This is a genomic window from Alloprevotella sp. oral taxon 473 str. F0040 (assembly GCF_000318095.2).
Lineage (GTDB): Bacteria > Bacteroidota > Bacteroidia > Bacteroidales > Bacteroidaceae > Alloprevotella.
On the sequence record NZ_KB290702.1, the window covers coordinates 61,276 to 78,819 of the forward strand.

Genomic DNA, 17,544 nt, shown 5'->3' on the forward strand with positions numbered 1-17,544 from the left:
TTCGAACTCACGGTAAACAATCTGCTCAACAATCCAATGAAATCTGTTCAGGATCTAATGACCGATTTGGGCTAAAAACACAAGCACTTGGAGGCAAGTCACAAGTGGGGAGATGAGCAACACGTTGTGCCGTGAGGCACTGTATTTCTCAAAGATAGGATATTCCTCAAGAGTGATGTTCCTCAAGGTTGGAATTCCTCAAAGAAAGCATTTCTCAATATTGGTATTCCTCAAGGCTGGCACACTAAAGTCCGCAAGCCTGTTTGATGCGGTCGCTCATACCGATGCCGTCACGCAGATTTCCTGCGAGGGTGAGCGTTGGATATTGCGATTGGATGGCAGCAATGGCTGCAAATCGCTCTACTGACGAAGCCTCATATTGAGGAATGGCGCGTGGATGGCGGAAGATGCGCACCAAGTCGGGCTGTAAATCGCGGGGCAATCCCAACATCGTTTGGAGTTCACTCAATACAGTTTCGGTGATGGCCTCATCGCTGGCTTCCACCCATTCGGGATGGCGCACACCACCCATGAAGACGGAGAACAATGCTCCACCCTCGGGAGCGCGATGCGAAAAGCACGAAGAGGGAAAGAGAATGCCCATCACCTTTCGCCCGGCAGTGGAAGGCACCAACCCACCGAAAGCTTGAAACGAACGACCTTGCACATCCTTAAATCCGACAGCCACTTGCACCACTGGTGCATAAGTGAGTGTAGACACGTCTTTCAGCAACGATGATTCCACAAAAGGAAGGAGTTGTGGCAGCGCATAGGCAGGACAAGTGGTGATGACGCGTTGCGCACGACAAACAAAATTGTTTTTTGCCGTTTGCTTTTCTTTTTCATCAGACAAATGTTCACCGCAAGCCGTAGAAAGTTCAGAAACATCCAACATCGCGTCTTCTGTTGTAGTCACCACACCGCGAAGTTCCCAACCGTCTTTGCCTTCTGGGCGCAACACGGCAGAGGTGACGCCAAGATAGATGCGTTCGCGTCCGATGCCGTCAGCCAACTGCTCGATGAGACGTTCCATTCCACCCTCGCACGACCACACTTCTTTGGTGGCAAGACGGTCTCGTTCGGTTTTGGGCGTGCGCATCTTCTGTATTGCTCCACGAATGAAACTGCCGTAGGTTTGTTCTAAGGCATACAATTTGGGCAACGCAAAACGAGTGACCAATTTGTCGGGATTGCCGGCATAAACTCCAGAAACAAAAGGATCAACAAAATTGCGGAAATAGGAATTTCCCAATCTGCGACGACTGATTTCGCCCACCGTTTCGTCAGGATTTACACCGCGCTGGCGAAAGGGTTCTGCCAAAAGTCGGAACTTGTCGTAGAGGGTCACCAAAGGTGTGGTGAGTCCGCTCCACAATCCGTGGGGCATCTCCACAAAATTCCGTTGGTACCAAATCCATCGTGCGTGCGCCTCTTTGCGCGCTTTGAGCAAAGTGGATTTATCGAGAAGTTCAAACAGTTCTGCCACCTCAGGATGATTCAACGCACTCGTAGAAGGACCACTCTCAAAGGTGAAATCTCCCTCGTGATAGGTGTGAATCTGTCCACCAATGCGATTTTCTCTTTCCACCACTGCCACATCCACTCCCTTTTGTCGGAGCATAAAGGCAGTGACAAGCCCCGTGAGCCCTCCACCCACCACCACAACTTCGTGGCAGTGAGAAGAGAGGGCAAGGCCTTGCGAGTTTTCGACACGAAGTTGCGTGTCGGGAGCCTGGTTTTGCGAAAATGGTGCCATAGCGCACAGACTATCCATTAAAACTGATAATTAAGTGTGCAACCGAAAGTGAGCGGACGCCCAGCCTGTGCATAATTGGCACCAAATTTGAAGCCATAGACCACATATTTTGTAGAAGTCAAGTTCTTTCCCCAAAGTTCAACTCCCAAGTTTTTCCATTCCATACGCACTTTAGCATCGAGCAGCGCATAGAAATGTTGCTGAGCTTCATTGTCTTCGTGCCAATAGATGCGACCGAGGGCAGTAGTTCCGACAGAGAAAGTGAGTCGGTCCATCAAATTCAACGGTTTTTCCACGGTGTAATCTCCCATGGCAGAAAGCGTATGTCGAGGAGTGAGAGGGACAATATGATGGGCATAATCCACCACCTTGACAGGTTTACCCGCTGCACCGACAGTTTCTTGTTTATATTCAATGAAGCGCGCATAGTTATAGCCATAAGCAGCACGCAACACTAAGCCTTTGATCGGAGAGGTGCGCACAGAAGCTTCCCAACCTTTGCTGTCAGAATGTCCAGCATTGTGCAAGATATTACCCACTCCAGGCACCGTGAGTGCAACTTGCTGATCGCGCCAATCGGTGTAGTAGAGGGAGATTTGTCCTTCCGTAGCCCAAAATGGCAGATGGAAATGTGTTCCCACTTCATAGCTCCAGTTGGTTTCGGGCAAGAAGGTGCGCTCTGTCTCATAGCGGAAGGTTTGGTTGAATCCGCCAGCCTTGTATCCGCGCGCTACTTGCGCATAGAAATCGGCAGCCGCCCAACGATATTGCACTGCAAATTTAGGCGTGAGTTGAGAGAAATGCAATTTACTTACCCAATTTTGGTTGCCATTGGGCAAAGGCTTGCGAGTGGAAAGAGACGATTTCTCATTCTTACAGTCATCGGTGGCTTGTTCAAAATCGTAGCGCAAAGCAGCTGTCAATGAAAGTCCGCGCCACACATTGTAACTAGACTGATGATAGAAGGCAAAGGTCTGTGTGGACAAGAGATAATCTGTCACAAATCTTAAATCTGCGCCTTGCTTTGTTTTGGGCGAAGGCATATTATTCGCCACATCAATATTGTTTTTCACCCATTGTGACATACCAAAGAGACCAAACATCCACTGATAGCGCGAGTTCGTATTAGATTTCAGTGAAAACTCCTGACTCACCAAATTTTGAAGAGTGCGATAATCCACCTCCGTATAGGGTTTTGGTGTGAAATCTTGGTCAATGGTTTGATGGTCTTTCAGATATTGATAAGACGTTTGGCTATTGAAGTCGAAACCTTTGCCCACATATTGCCAGCGCAGACCGTTGGTGTTGAGCAAACGCTCATAGCCTGAGGGATGATTGTAGTTTACCTCATTCACATGTTGGGTGTTTTTGTCCCACACACCGTAAGGGTAACCTCCTTGGTCAGTGTAGTCGACCATAGAGTTGAGGCGCATCGTCCAACGATCATTGGCACGCCACTCCACACCCACACGCGCATAGCGTTCTTTGAGCGCATCGGCATCTTGGTTTGTGTATTTGTTTTTGAAATATCCATCGCGATTGTGCGCACCAGCAGACAGAGAAACACCCCAACGGTTGTTGAAAGTGGTTTGGGTGGACAAGTTGGCTGAAAAATCTTTGAAATTGCCGTAGCCCAGGCGCAGGCGCGTGCCAGTGCGGTCGAAAGGCGAGAAAGTTTTCACATTCACAATGCCTCCAATGGCATTGCGACCATAGAGTGCGCCTTGTGCACCACGCAACACTTCTACGCTACGCACATCCTCGAGGAGAAAGTCGAAGGCTGCTCCCTCAAAGTGGGGCACACCATCTACATAAAAACCTGCTGTGGGTGCTTTGGCTTTTGCTCCTATGCCACGAATGTAGAGCGGAGAGTTCTGTTTGCTCCCGTAATCGGGCATATAGAAGTTGGGCACTACGGCAGTGAGGTCTTTGAGCGTGCGGAGTTGATGGTTATTCATCAGTGAAGATTCCACTTTCACACCAAGTTGAGGCGCAAGGTCTTTTTGATTGCGCTTCATTTCTTGAATTTGTGCTGTGGGAAGCACCACTTCGTGTAGAGCATCGGGGGCAACGTTGTGTGCAATGGCAGCACTGGGCATTGAGTCTGTGGGAAGTGTGGTTTTGTCTGTCCCTTGAGTTGTGGAAAGGCTGAGCAATGTGCTGCAGCAAAGGAGAGAAGTGAGCACTGTTGTTATCGTTTTTATTTTTGGCTGCAAAGGTACGTCATTCTCACCAACCATAAAACCCTAAATTATGAGGATATTTCACCCCAAAAAGAGAAAGGAGATGTTGCAAAATTCGTTTTTGCAGCATCTCCATTGGGTCGATTGCTATCGTGCAGTTCGTTATTGAGAAGACAACTTCCGGTCGTCTTTCATTTCCTTGTTCGGAAATTTTTCAAGCTCATTTTCCGCAGTTCGTTGCGCCATGTCACCCACCATGCTATGAGAGTGTAACCTCCAGCTATGCACCAAAGATGAAGCCATTCGCAAGCTACATCGGACAAACTCGCGCCCATCGAAGAAAGACGCACAAAACCATTGATAGCAGGTGTGGAAGGAATCACAGCCCCCATCGTTTTCCAATACCATGACATGGCACTTGCGGGCCAACTCACCCCACTCAAAAACAACATCGGCACGGAAGTAAAGACGATGATCAGGATGATACTCTCGCGCTGATGAGCAAGGGCACTGAGCGAAATGCCAAACATCACCGCAGCCAACAGATAAGGCAACACAAACAATGCCAAATCACTAAACTCTACCAACTGGGGAAAGTCGAACAATCTTGGCACTACTCCTAAAACGAAGGCAGAAACAGGAATATAAATAGACAGATAGGCGGTACTTCTACCAAGAAGGCTTTTCAAAGCACGCCGTGGGGCATGACGACGACGGGGATGACGAGGATGAAACCATCGACGTTTCACCTCAGTAGCTTCCCCTCTTGCCACAGCTGCCTCGGCTTCTATGCGTTGGCGGTTCACTTCTTCACGATGCTTAGCATCGGAGGCTTCGAGGATGGCTGCCGCTTCAAGTGTCAAATCGTTCGTGGCAGGAAATCCATGCGTGCGCTCCATGCGCTCACGGCGCGTACCAGCTTCCATGCCAATACCAAGAATGAGAGTTTGCTGCAAGATGAGCACCAACACAGCAGGGAGCAAGAAGGTGGCAAATCCACTTTGAGGATTGTACAACGCCACGTGTTCGTAAGTCAAGGGCGCAGTGGTGATTTCTTCCTGTCGCTGCGTAGCGCCAGGGGTCTGCGTCACCTTGATGCGCGCATTGGTCTGCAGTGCCACATCTGTGGTAGTGGCCAGCACCGCTTTATAGTAGAGCATACCGCTCATGTCGCAGTAGACTTGTACGCGCACAGGCGTTCCGCGCTGAAGATCGCGATTCATCTGACTGGGCAGGGAGACCACACCATAAGCTTTGCGTTGGCGCACGAGACTTTGGGCTTCTGCCAGCGAATTAGCTTGAGCCACCACCTCCACATCGGGAGCGGCATCGAGCCTTCTCACAAAGTCGCGCGAAAGACTACTATGGTCGCCATCGACTACCACCACTGGCACATCGCGCACCACTTCTTCATTATAAATAAAAGCGTAGAGTATAGGATAAATCGCTGGGACAACGAGCAGGAAGATAATCAATCCTCCATCGGTAAATATGTCGCGCAGAGTGTTGCGAAAGGATTTATGCATATAGATAGGGTTAGAGAGGGCATCCTCTCTGGTTCGGAACTATTCGTTTTCTCCATTTCAGTTTGCCTAAACAGAAATGAAGGGTTGCAGCAAGTCTGACGCCTCCCTTTTCCACCTCGAGAGTGCTACAACTCGCAAGCGTGATGCGGAGCAGGAATCAGCGACTGAGTGCACTAAGGCACGTATTGAATCTTCGTGACAATCGTCTTGAATCTCGCAGAGAAGAGCAAGGGCAAGAGCGCAAATCCGATGAGTGCTCCCCAAAATGGCCAAGCATTAGAGAGTGGCCACCCATCGAGGGCGCAATTCACATAGAGTAGATAGTAGTGTCTCAGAGGGAAGAGGTAGCTCACCCCATGAAGCATGGGATGCATCGCCATGGCGGGGAATGACATACCACAAATGCTAAATGAGAGGACACCCCATAGTGAGGCAAAACTCAGTCCGAAGCGTGGATTGGGCAATGCACAAATCATCAACACTCCCATGCCTTGCGAGGCAAAGACAAAAAGGCTTAACAAGCCGACCATGGTGAGCCAACCACACTGGCAGGGAAAATGAAGATAGCCATAGAGATAGGCTCCCAAAGCCCATGCCACGGGGAGGAACAACGCAGCTTGCGCCGCGAGTTTGCCCAATAGTGCTTTCCACGCCACGCCACGAGTGTGTACCAACATGGCTCGCCCATGTGCTTCTTTGATTTCTTGTCCGATAGAATACACCGTGACGAAGAAAATCATCAGTGAGAGCATCCCAGGAATAAGGATGTTCGACAGATATACGTTGTAGTTGAGCGAGGGATTCCCGATAGGGTGAGCATCCACCGCCACAGGTTGGAGAAAAGCCATCGCCTGATCGTTGGTAGCTCCTTTGGCGATGAGCACCGAACGCGTAGCAGCTCCTGAAGCCAGTTCGCTCATGGTGCGCATATCTTTATAGAGCAACGACCCTGCCATGAGGAAGGTGTTGTTGGTATAAAATGAAACCTTGGGTTGTTCCTGTCGGAGGAGCTTTTCGGTAGTGCCTTTGGGAAGATAGTAGAAGGCGTAGATTTCTCCTCTTTGCATGGCATGTCGCGCTTCCGTCACGTTGGCAAATCGATTGGCGATACGCGTGTTTTGGAAGGCATCAAGATTGCGTGCGATGTTGCGCGTAGTGGAGGTGTTGTCTTGATCCACGATTCCCACCGGCATTTCTGTGGGCAGTCCTTCTCCCATGAGCGAGGTAAGCATCACCGCACTCACCAAGGGCACGATAAAGATGCAAAAGAGATAAATGGGACGAGAGAGCAGTCGTCGCCATTCGCGGAGAATAACTTTGAACATATTAGACGTTAGACTTTAGACGTTAGACATTAGAGCCAACGAAAAGTAGAAATACTAGATGTTAGACTTTTAGACGTTAGAAATTATTGGAAGTTGACTATCGCGTGGCCACACTCTATGGTTGATGCTTTACATCTTGCTGTAGAGTAGATTTGATTAAACCACTAAGCATTCGACCTACTTCTTGAGTCTGTAGGAAGGTGGATTGCAACTCCTGCTGTGGAATGTAACCGATAAGCTGGCACAACTCAAGCTGTGTTTCGAGTTCTGCTCGAGAGCCTTGGGCAATATAGAAAAAATGAGCCATATCTTTAACTGAACACCGGGCATTCCCTTCAGCTATATTAGAAGGAATAGAAATAGCAGCGCGCCGCATTTGGTCTGAAAGTCCATAGTTCTCTTCTTTAGGAAGTTTACGCACTAAATCATAAACAGCAACAACTAACCGCATGGCCTTTTGCCAAACAAGCAGTTCTCTATGGTTTTTGCCAATCATTGTGCTATTTTCTAATTGCAAAAGAAGTTTCTTATCTTAATTATTTAAGACTTAATCTTAGAACTCTTACATCAAAAGGCTACTCCGCAACATCTAACGTCTAACTTCTAACGTCTAGTGTCTAAAACCACCGTCATTCCTGGACGGAAATCTTTGATTTGGCTCACGGGCACAGCCTTTACCGCAAAGGTTTTGAGGTCATAGCCACCCATAGCCTTCGTGGCACGCCACACAGCATACGAACCGACATCCTTGAGATTGGTGACACGTAAGCGCACCTCTTGGTTGTTCAAGGATGGCACAAAGGCCGTAACCACAGAGTCTTTCTTAAAACCTTGGAGTTGATCTTCGCGGACATTGAAATTTACCCACATCTTGTCCATCAAAGCCACAGACATGATGGGAGCTCCTGAACCTACTAGTTCGCCAACACTGGGGTAGATGTTGGTCACTTCACCATCGAGTTGGGCCACGAGCACCATTTCTTTTTGGTAGCTCTTCACCTCACTAATGGCACCACTCGCGCGATGCACTAGCGCAGCTGCCGCTTGTTTGTCTTCGATTTGTGCGCCATTCTTAGCCATATCATATTGCGATTTGGCAGCACGCTCCGTAGCGATAGCTGCATCTCGCTGAGCAGTCATCTCGTCGAGCTTTTGAGCTGTCGCCACCCCTTCGTCAAAAAGGCGTTTCACACGCGCATAACTCTTCTCCATCACCTCACGGCCTGCCACCGCTTTCTGCCACATCTCGTAGGCACCACGAATCTGCTCCTCGCGCGCACCCTTATCGGCCTTGCGACTCTGGGCAGCGGCGGCAGCTTCTGCCGATTTAGCTTGTACCAACTTGGCATCTACTTCGGGAGCTTCGAGCAGAGCGAGAGTGTCGCCAGCATGAACGAACTGCCCTTCTTCAACGAGAATGTGCGCCACACGGGCAGGAACTTTGCTCGACACACGATATTCTGTGACGTCGGCTTGACCTTGAATCACGTCTTTTTCGGGACGGAAAGCGAAATATCCGCATACTGCGGTAACTGCAATGACAGCCACGATGAGAATGATGGCTGGGATATAGTTAGGAGCTTGTTTTTTCATGAGAACAATGCTTATCTTTAGACGTTAGAGGATCACAGACCCTTTTTAGAATCTAGATATTATACGTTAGATGTTAGAGAATAGAAACCAACGGAAGTGGACTTTAGACCGTAGAAATTCTTAGTCTGCTATTGCCTTTCGGAGAGCAGACTGGGCCAGACGAAGGTCAATTTGCGCATCCACCACGTCTGTTTTAGCTGCCATCCACGCAGTTTGTGCAGCAAGGAGGTCAGAAGTTGTGATGACTCCCTCGTCAAATCCCACGCGTGCCATGCGGAGATTCTCTTCCGCCTTGGAGAGATTGCGCTGAGAGAGCGAGAGTTTCTTTTGCGATTCGTTCAGCACCAGATGACTTTGGGTCACTTGCAAAGCTATCTTCTCCTGAGCTTCCTGAGCTTTCAGAGCAGTCATAGCTACATCGGCCTTGGCAGCGCGCACCTTATGTTTGCCTTCACCCCATTCCCACAAAGGAACTTTGAGCATCACGCCTACACTCCACGTGCCCTTAAACTTCTTTTCAAATCCATTGAAGGCACTGGGATAGGTCATGCCATATCCCCCTGTCAAAGCTAGCGTAGGTAAGAAAGCTGCACGGTCTATTTTCACCTTCTCTTCGTATATTTTTTGTCCGAGTGCCAACTGTTTCAGTTCTGGACGCTGTGTCATGGCCGTTGCCACTGCCTCTTCGGTGGTAAGTTGCTCTTTCGTGGTGAAATCCACCATCGACATCGACTCCATGTCGCTCAACATTAACTGGCTATTCAGTGGCAAACCGCAAATTTGGGCTAGAAGCATACGCGAGAGGGTCTCCCCATCTTCCACGCGCAAGAGAGTGATGTCAGCCTTGTTCAGTTCCACCGCCACAGCAAGAGCATTGGCTTTCGTGGCTACTCCCTCCTGCACCATCTTCTCCACATCGGCATTAAGACGGCGCAAAAGGTCGCGATATTCCACCGCTAGTTGTCGCTTGTAGTGCAAACTCACCACTTGCCAGTAGGCTTTATCCACATCATAAATCAACTCCTGCTCAGCCTGACGCACCTTCTCTCCAGCAAGTTGGGAGGAATAGCCTGTCAAGCGGTCGTAAGCACGGATTTTTCCACCCATATATATAGGTTGAGTGAACATCACTGCTCCCACAGCCACATTGCGCGTGTCGGGAGTGAGTTTGTCGGCAAGATTACTACCCATCGCATTCAAGCCAGCCTCCGCTTTCTTCCCTGCCGCCATTCCCTTTTGCAACAAGGGGAAGAGGTCGGGATGTTTAGCAAGAAATCCTTGTGCAGCCTGCATAAACTCTGGCGTAATCCCTTGCATGAGCTGCGTGCCTAGGGTGGAAAGGCTCGCCTGCTGGTCGGTAGAAAGAAGCGAAAGGCTATTGCCCGTATGAAAATAGGCACCCACAGCCGACACCTTGGGCAAATAGTTGGTGCGAGCCACGCGGTGTTCTTCCTCGGCCTTGGTCACAGCCATCTGTGCCACCTGTAGGGTTTTGTTGTGCTTCAGAGCCAAGGCACGATAGTCTTCGAGCGTGCGTGGCGCAGCAGTCATGGTCTGAGTGGCGGTCTGGTGCATCGGAGTCCCTTCCTGTGCCCATCCGCTCACAGGCATCGCCAATATGGATAGCCACGCTGCAAAATATAGGGTTTGTTTCTTCATACTTTATCTGTTATACTATACGTGGTGGACATCCTTCTATCCCGCTTTCTGCCTCAGCACATCGGAAAAAAATTCTTTGAATTCCCGACATATTGCACAATCTCCGTTGCAAGCTAGAAAATCCTTACAATGTTGATATTCTAAGCTAGGCTAGAAAATAGAGAAAACAGCAATAAATCATGATTTTCAGCTTATTTACACAGCCTTATCGCGACTCATCATCGGGAAGAATCATCCCATATCGTAGACGAGATGTCCTCATTTTTCACACTGCAAAGTTACATATTCGTGACTATCCACCCAAATAAATACGACATATTGCACAACTACCAAGTATAATTGCCGTGATTTTGCACAACGATTAGAACTTTCCTGCGATTTTTGCCCTATTAGCCCTTTAAATTTTCTGGGAAGAAATCCCACAGAGGCTAACTCTCTAAAAGATAAATGCGCGAGAAAGGAAAACGGAATTGCAGGGCAGAGAATAAAACTCGGAGAGCTGTCCTAATAAAAGGAGAGCTGTCCTAATAAAACTCAGAGTCATTCAAAATAATCTCGGAGTTATTCAGAAAAATCTCCGAGAGATTCTTAAAAAAGTCGGAGAGTTTTTCTAAACTCTTGGAGTTTTCTTCCTCGACGCTCCTAGATTTTTTGAGGAAAACTACTTCAAAATTTGGTCATTCACCGAAAACATGATAAATTTGCTACGCAAAGTTAGCAGAATAGACTTTAGATTTCTCTCCCCTATGTAGGGAATTAGACGTTAAACGTCTAATTACTAAAGACTAAAGGAGGGTCTTGCTTCATAACTATTGTCGCAATTTTATACAGTTATGCGCTGTTATTAGAAGTTGTAAGGCTAAAGTCCAAATCATCATTACCTTGATACATCTATAACCCTCTCTTTAACCTCATGAAAAGATTCTACGCGCTGTTTGCATTGTGCTGTGTATGGGCAGTAAATGCCTTGGCACAACTCGCCCCTGAGTTTTCTACTGTGGAGAAACCTCACTATTTTCGCATTCAATTCACCCGAGGCAATGTCTATCTCTCGGACGAAGGCAACGGAAAACTGCTGAAATCTCAAGAAGCTTTGCCACTCGACGGACAGAAATTTCAGTTTATTGGCACCCAAGACAACTGCGTGCTGCGCTCTGCACTCGGACACTATGTGACCATGCAGCAAGGCACTGCCCCCGATGGTCGTTCTGGACAATTCTTTGCAGCTACCACCGATGCAACAAAAGCCGTGAACTTTGCTTTCAAGATGCAGGGCAAGGGCTACGAACTCGCCAATCTGGCAGTGGCCAACAATAATTTCATGAATCTTTTTGGAGGCGGCGGTGCTGGTCGCGTGCTGGGCATGTGGCAGTTTGGCGACGTGGGCAATGCTTTTATCCTCAAACCAGGCGACGGAAAGGTGACCATGCCCGACCGCTATACGGGCTATCACAATGTGGTGCGCGGCATGGGCGAATACCCCCTCGCAGGAGTGAGCACTTTTGCACCCAAAAATCCCCTCACCCTTTGGTATCCCTCGCCTGCCAACGCGGGTCCCAACCCTTGGATGGAGTATAGTTTGCCCATCGGCAACGGACAGTTGGGCGCGTGTATCTTTGGTGGCGTGAAAACTGACGAAATCCAATTCAATGAAAAAACGCTTTGGTGGGGCACTCCTAAGGACATGCAACGCCAAAATGGCGATGGTCCTGTATCTGGTTTCGGATGCTACCTCAACTTTGGCGGACTTTTCGTGCAAAATCTCAATGCGAATCTCTCGCAAGTCAAAGACTATGTGCGCTATCTCGACATCCAGACGGCTGTGGCTGGCGTGAAATTCACAGACGAAGCTGGCACACAATACACTCGCCGTTATCTTTCGTCACAACCCGATGGAGTGATTGCCGCACTCTACGAAGCGAACGGCAAAAACAAGCTCGACCTTCAGTTCACACTCATCTCGGGCGATACGCTCAAAACGAAGAAAACGGAGTACACAGCCGACGGTTCGGGCTGGTTTGCAGGCAAATTGCCTACCATCTTCCACAACGCCCGCTTCAAAGTGGTGCCTGTGGGCGGTACACTCACAGCCACAGCAGATGGTATCGTGGTGAAAGGTGCTGAAAAAGTGATGGTGATCCTCGCTGGAGGCACTTCGTTTGCCCCCACCCTCCCCGAGCGCACCAAAGGCACTGCCGATGATCTCAACGCACGCATCACAGCATTGGTGGACAACGCTGCGAAGAAGTCTTTTGAAGCTATCGAAGCTGCCAACATCGCCGACCACCAATCTTATATGAGTCGTGTGGCATTCCACCTCGAAGGTGCGGCTTCTCAGCGCAACACCAAGGACTTGGTGGACTATTATAGTGCTGCGCCTAACAATCGCAACACGGCAGATGGTTTGTTCCTCGAACAACTCTATTTCAACTTTGGTCGCTACCTGAGCATATCTTCTAGCCGCGGATCTATGCCTGTGCCTAACAACTTGCAAGGCATTTGGAACAACCGCCACGATGCTCCTTGGAACTCTGACGTGCACAACAATATCAATGTGCAAATGAACTATTGGCCCGCAGAGCCAACCAATCTCTCTGACTGCCACATGCCTTTCCTCAACTATATCATCAACAATTCTCAAAGCGAAGGATGGCAACGCGCAGCTCGTGAGTTCAACAAAATCAACGGAAAGTCCAACAAGGGTTGGACAGTCTTCACTGAGTCTAACATCTTTGGTGGCATGTCCACTTGGAGCAGCAACTACTGCGTGGCCAACGCTTGGTTGGTCTATCACCTCTGGCAGCACTATCGTTACACGCTTGACCAGGACTTCCTCCGTCGCGCTTGGCCTGCCATTTGGGGTAGCGCAGAGTTCTGGATTCATCGTCTGAAGAAAGCCAATGATGGCACGTATGAAGCTCCCAACGAATGGTCACCAGAATATGGTCCCAAACAAGATGGTGTGGCTCATGCTCAACAGTTGATTACCGAAAACCTGCAAATCGCTCACGATGTCGTGGAGATTTTGGGTGCGAAAAACGTGGGCATCTCTGATGAAGACCTCAAGCTCCTCAACGATCGTCTGACTCACCTCGACAAGGGTCTGCGCATCGAGAAATATCGCAACGACTGGGCACAACGTGAAGCCAGAGAACGCGGCATTTCCAAGGACACCCCCCTCTTGAAAGAATGGAAATATAGCGACTATCGCGCTGGTGGTGACGTAAACCACCGCCACCTTTCTCACCTCATGTGCCTCTATCCCTTCAGCCAAGTGCAAGAAGGCGACCAAGGTTTCTATGAAGCAGCGAAAAACTCTCTCGCACTCCGTGGTGATGATGCCACAGGATGGTCCATGGGATGGAAGACCAACCTCTGGGCTCGTGCAAAGGATGGCAACCACGCTCGTCGCATTCTCAGCAACGCACTGAAACACGCGCAAGCCACTCACGTGGTAATGTCGGGCGGTGGCGTATATTACAACCTTTGGGACGCACATCCTAGCTTCCAAATCGATGGTAACTTCGGTGTGACTGCAGGTGTTGCGGAGATGTTGCTCCAAAGTCAGAATGATGTATTGGAGATTCTCCCTGCTCTCCCCTCTGATTGGACCGCAGGTTCCATCACCGGTTTGAAAGCCGTGGGTAACTTCACCGTCGACATGACTTGGAATGCTGGTAAACCCACGATGGTGAACATCACTTCTCACAAGGGCACTGCGCTTCGCGTGAAGGGTGCAGAACTCGCTAAGGTGAGTGTGATGCTCAATGGCAAAGAGGTGCAACCTCAACTTGCTGCTGGCATCGATGCGAAACAGCAGGTTTACGAAATCCCTGGCGTGAAAGCAGGCGACAAAGTGGTGATTAACTACACCAAGCCTACCGCCATTGCTGGAATTCGTGCAAAGCAAGAAGCTAACCTAGGCTCAGCTGCCATGGCTACTGCCCGTGTTTATGACCTCTCTGGCCGATTGGCGGATGCTGCCTCACATGGCGTGCTCATCACACAAGGCAAGAAAACGATTAAATAAGCGTTTGTATTTAGACGTTAGACGTTAGTATTTAGACGTTAGATGGGAGAAATTAGCCCTTAGCAACTAAAGTACAGATGCTAGAAGGCTAGATTTCCCAAAAGATAAACGTACTCATTAGCGACCTAGATGTCATACGTGACAATAAATAGCGTGGGACGTTTGAAACTAGATAGTAGACATCGGAATACATCGCGTATTCCGATGCCTCTTTTCCAAGATACATCACAGCAATGAACAAGATACTTTCCCTCCTTGCACTAGCAGCCACTGGTTCTAGCGCGATGGCCCAAAGCCCAGTGCCCACTTTTACGGCACAAGATAAGCTCGATGCGGCTTCCTATTACCACATTCGCTTCAAAAATGGTAGCGTGGAACTTGTGGACAAAGGCGTTAATGCTAAAATTTCTACCGACTATGGCAATGATGCTTCGGCACAACTCTTTGCCCTCATCGGCACACGTCAGCACTTCGTGCTCCGTAGTAAGAATGGTAACTACATAGGATTCCAAGGAGATCGCTTGACCAGCGTGAAGGAAGCTACGCAAGCCCTGCAACTCACCTTGCTCAATAGCCCCGTGTTTGGTGAAGGGTATTATGTGATTTCACGCGTGGACGACCAAAAGAATTCCTTCAATCCTCATGGCGGAACAGGAGTGGGCAAACAAATTGGCTTCTGGGAAAATGCAGATGCCAACAATTCGCTCTACTTCCCCTTACCCGAAGATGTGCCTACTCCCACTTATTCGGCCTATCGCGACAAGTTTACGAAAAACGAATACGCATATAAAGGCAACAACTCCTTCCGCCCCGAACGTCCCCTCACACTTTGGTACACCAAACCTGCGATGGGGGTAAGCAATCCATGGATGGAGTATTCCCTCCCCTTGGGCAATGGTCATCTCGGTGCCAGCCTTTTCGGCGGAATTCAGGTGGATCAAATCCAACTGAATGAGAAGACCATCTGGACAGGTACGCCCACTGACATGGGACACTATGGAGGATATCGTAACCTCGGTGGTATCTTCGTCCACGACCTTAGCGGCAACTTCGACAAGACTACGAAGAAGGCCAACGGCTATTCTCGATTCCTCGACATCGAACGCGGCATTGGTGGTGTAGATTTCTCCGACAGCCAAGGCACTAAATACGAACGTCGCTACTTTTCTTCTGCCCCCGATGACGTGGTGGCTGCCCACTACAAGGCCACGGGTGACAACAAACTTCACCTTCGCTTTGCCTTGGTAGCAGGAGAAGAAATCAATGCTTCCGACCCCAGCTACGACAAAAACGGAGAAGCCTTCTTTGCAGGCAAGCTCCCCACGGTATATTATAACGCACGTATGAAGGTTGTGCCCACTGGAGGTACGATGACAGTGACAAAGGAAGGCATAGAAGTGAAAGATGCCACGGAAGTCAAGGTGATTTTCTCCGCTGCTTCTACTTTCGACAGCAATGTTCCTTCGCGCTCTTCAGGCGATGCCACCACAATGGCTACCAAAGTACAAGATATCGTGACCAAGGCGGCTGCCAAATCTTGGGCGGAACTAGAGAGTGCTCATGTAGCCGACTTTGAAAGCTACATGGGACGTGTGAAACTTAACCTTGACGATGCAGTTTCTCGCAAACATACGGAGTCACTCATCGGATTTTACAACACCAACACTCGCAACAGAGACTCTAAGGAAGGGCTCTTCCTCGAACAACTCTACTTCAACTATGGTCGCTACCTCATGATTTCTTCCAGCCGTGGTGCGATCAATGTTCCCTCCAATCTGCAGGGTATCTGGAACGATAAGGCCAATGCGCCTTGGAACTCCGACATCCACACGAACATCAACGTGCAGATGAACTACTGGCCCGCAGAAACGACAAACCTCTCCGACTGCCACCTCCCCTTCCTCAACTATATTCTCGACAACTACAAGGAGAAGGGTTGGCAAAATGCCGCTCGTTGGGGACAAGATGGGCAGAAAGTGGGCTGGACTGTCTTCACCGAGAGCAACATCTTCGGAGGTATGAGCCAATTCCGAACAAACTACAAGGAAGTAAATGCTTGGTATTGCACCCACCTTTGGGATCACTATCGCTTTACCCGCGATGAAGCCTTCCTCCGCAAGGCATTTCCTGCCATTTGGCAGAGTGCGCAGTTCTGGATGGAGCGTATGATTCAAGACAAAGTGAAAAAAGACGGTACTTTTGTTGCTCCCAACGAATACTCTCCTGAACAAGACAATCACCCCACAGAAGACGGCACGGCACACGCACAGCAGTTGATCACCGCCAATCTCCAAATCGCCCAAGAGGCCATCAACATTTTGGGTGCAGAAAGCCTAGGTCTCTCCGCTGCTGACGTAGCACAGCTCAAAAAATACGTAGAAAAGACCGACAAGGGCCTACATATCGAAGAGTATAAGGGAGATTGGGGCAACTGGGCCACGAATCTCGGTATCAACAAAGGCACTAAGCTCCTCAAAGAATGGAAGTACGCTTCATATAGCGTGTCAGGCGACAAGGGACACCGCCACATGAGCCACCTCATGTGCCTCTATCCCCTCAACCAAGTGGAGCGTGGCGACGATTACTTCCAACCTGCGGTCAATGCTCTCGCCCTTCGTGGTGATGAAGCTACCGGTTGGTCCATGGGCTGGAAGGTGAATCTCTGGGCGCGCGCCAAAGATGGTGACCACGCTCGCCGTATTCTCAACAATGCCCTCAAGCACTCCACGGCCTACAACACCGACCAATATCGCGGAGGTATCTATTATAATCTCTATGACTCCCACGCGCCTTTCCAGATCGACGGCAACTTTGGCGTATGTGCGGGAATAGCAGAGATGCTCCTCCAAAGTCAAAACGACGTCATCGAACTTCTCCCCGCGCTTCCTCGTGCTTGGAAGAATGGAAGTATCACTGGTCTGAAAGCCGTGGGCAACTTCACAGTCGATGTGGCGTGGAAAAACCTCCTTCCCTCCGAAGTGAAGATTGTGAGTCACAAAGGTCAGCCCATGCGAGTCAAGGTTTCTGGCAACACGCAAAAGCCAGGTCAGGAGATCGATCCCTATAAGTTCGACCTCACCTTGGTGAAAGTCCTCGTCAATGGCCTTGGAGCCAAGGTGATTCCCGTAGAAACCAAAGATAAGAAGCACCCCACCTTCGAGATCAAAGCCTTGGTAGGCGATCAAATCATGGACGTTCCAGCAGGAGCCACCGTGACCATCGATTTCTCAGCTCCAGCTGTGCCCACAGGCATCGGAGTCGTGGCCAAAAAGGATGCTAAAAAAAAACAAGTGTTCAGCCTCGACGGTCGTCACGCCTCAGCCAATAGCCACGGCATCTTCGTGGTAGATGGACAAAAGGTGATTCGATAACCTCTACATTTCGCCACCCACGTGGCAAGTTGTCCCCTTTCATGCTCCGAGTGTTCCAAGATGTCATCATCTCCGAGCCTCGGAGCATTTGTCTTTCTCTG

Annotated in this window: 9 protein-coding genes; 2 read left to right on the forward strand and 7 right to left on the reverse strand. The window is 49.5% G+C overall.

The features are described 5' to 3' along the window. Positions 1-244: 244 nt before the first annotated feature. From hemG to HMPREF9999_RS00265, 7 genes are all read right to left on the reverse strand, one after another. Positions 245-1,756 carry a protoporphyrinogen oxidase gene (hemG, locus tag HMPREF9999_RS00235; RefSeq protein ID WP_157049566.1) on the reverse strand — a complete coding sequence of 504 codons (1,512 nt, stop codon included), beginning with the start codon at positions 1,754-1,756 and terminating at the stop codon, positions 245-247. Between the two features lie 17 nt (positions 1,757-1,773). Further along, positions 1,774-3,942, reverse strand: a complete 2,169-nt coding sequence (locus HMPREF9999_RS00240) for a TonB-dependent receptor (RefSeq protein ID WP_198144601.1) — start codon at positions 3,940-3,942, stop codon at positions 1,774-1,776. A 188-nt stretch (positions 3,943-4,130) separates the two neighbouring features. Further along, positions 4,131-5,465, reverse strand: a complete 1,335-nt coding sequence (locus HMPREF9999_RS00245; protein WP_009436215.1) for an ABC transporter permease — start codon at positions 5,463-5,465, stop codon at positions 4,131-4,133. 173 nt (positions 5,466-5,638) lie between these two features. Then, a complete protein-coding gene (locus HMPREF9999_RS00250) occupies positions 5,639-6,790 on the reverse strand; it encodes an ABC transporter permease (protein ID WP_009436216.1) in 1,152 nt (383 codons plus the stop codon). 115 nt (positions 6,791-6,905) lie between these two features. Continuing rightward, positions 6,906-7,286 carry a four helix bundle protein gene (locus HMPREF9999_RS00255; protein ID WP_009436218.1) on the reverse strand — a complete coding sequence of 127 codons (381 nt, stop codon included), beginning with the start codon at positions 7,284-7,286 and terminating at the stop codon, positions 6,906-6,908. Positions 7,287-7,393: 107 nt separating this feature from the next. Further along, a complete protein-coding gene (locus tag HMPREF9999_RS00260; RefSeq protein WP_410488772.1) occupies positions 7,394-8,392 on the reverse strand; it encodes an HlyD family secretion protein in 999 nt (332 codons plus the stop codon). Between the two features lie 111 nt (positions 8,393-8,503). Next, complete coding sequence (locus HMPREF9999_RS00265; RefSeq protein WP_009436220.1) at positions 8,504-10,042, reverse strand: TolC family protein; 1,539 nt, start codon at positions 10,040-10,042, stop codon at positions 8,504-8,506. 913 nt (positions 10,043-10,955) lie between these two features. Between HMPREF9999_RS00265 and HMPREF9999_RS00270 the strand changes: the two genes are divergently transcribed. Together HMPREF9999_RS00270 and HMPREF9999_RS00275 are read left to right on the forward strand one after the other, a co-directional pair. Beyond that, on the forward strand, positions 10,956-14,072 hold the full coding sequence (locus tag HMPREF9999_RS00270) for a glycosyl hydrolase family 95 catalytic domain-containing protein (protein WP_009436221.1): 3,117 nt from the start codon (positions 10,956-10,958) through the stop codon (positions 14,070-14,072). A gap of 233 nt (positions 14,073-14,305) precedes the next feature. Next, positions 14,306-17,443, forward strand: a complete 3,138-nt coding sequence (locus tag HMPREF9999_RS00275; RefSeq protein WP_009436222.1) for a glycosyl hydrolase family 95 catalytic domain-containing protein — start codon at positions 14,306-14,308, stop codon at positions 17,441-17,443. Positions 17,444-17,544: the final 101 nt, after the last annotated feature.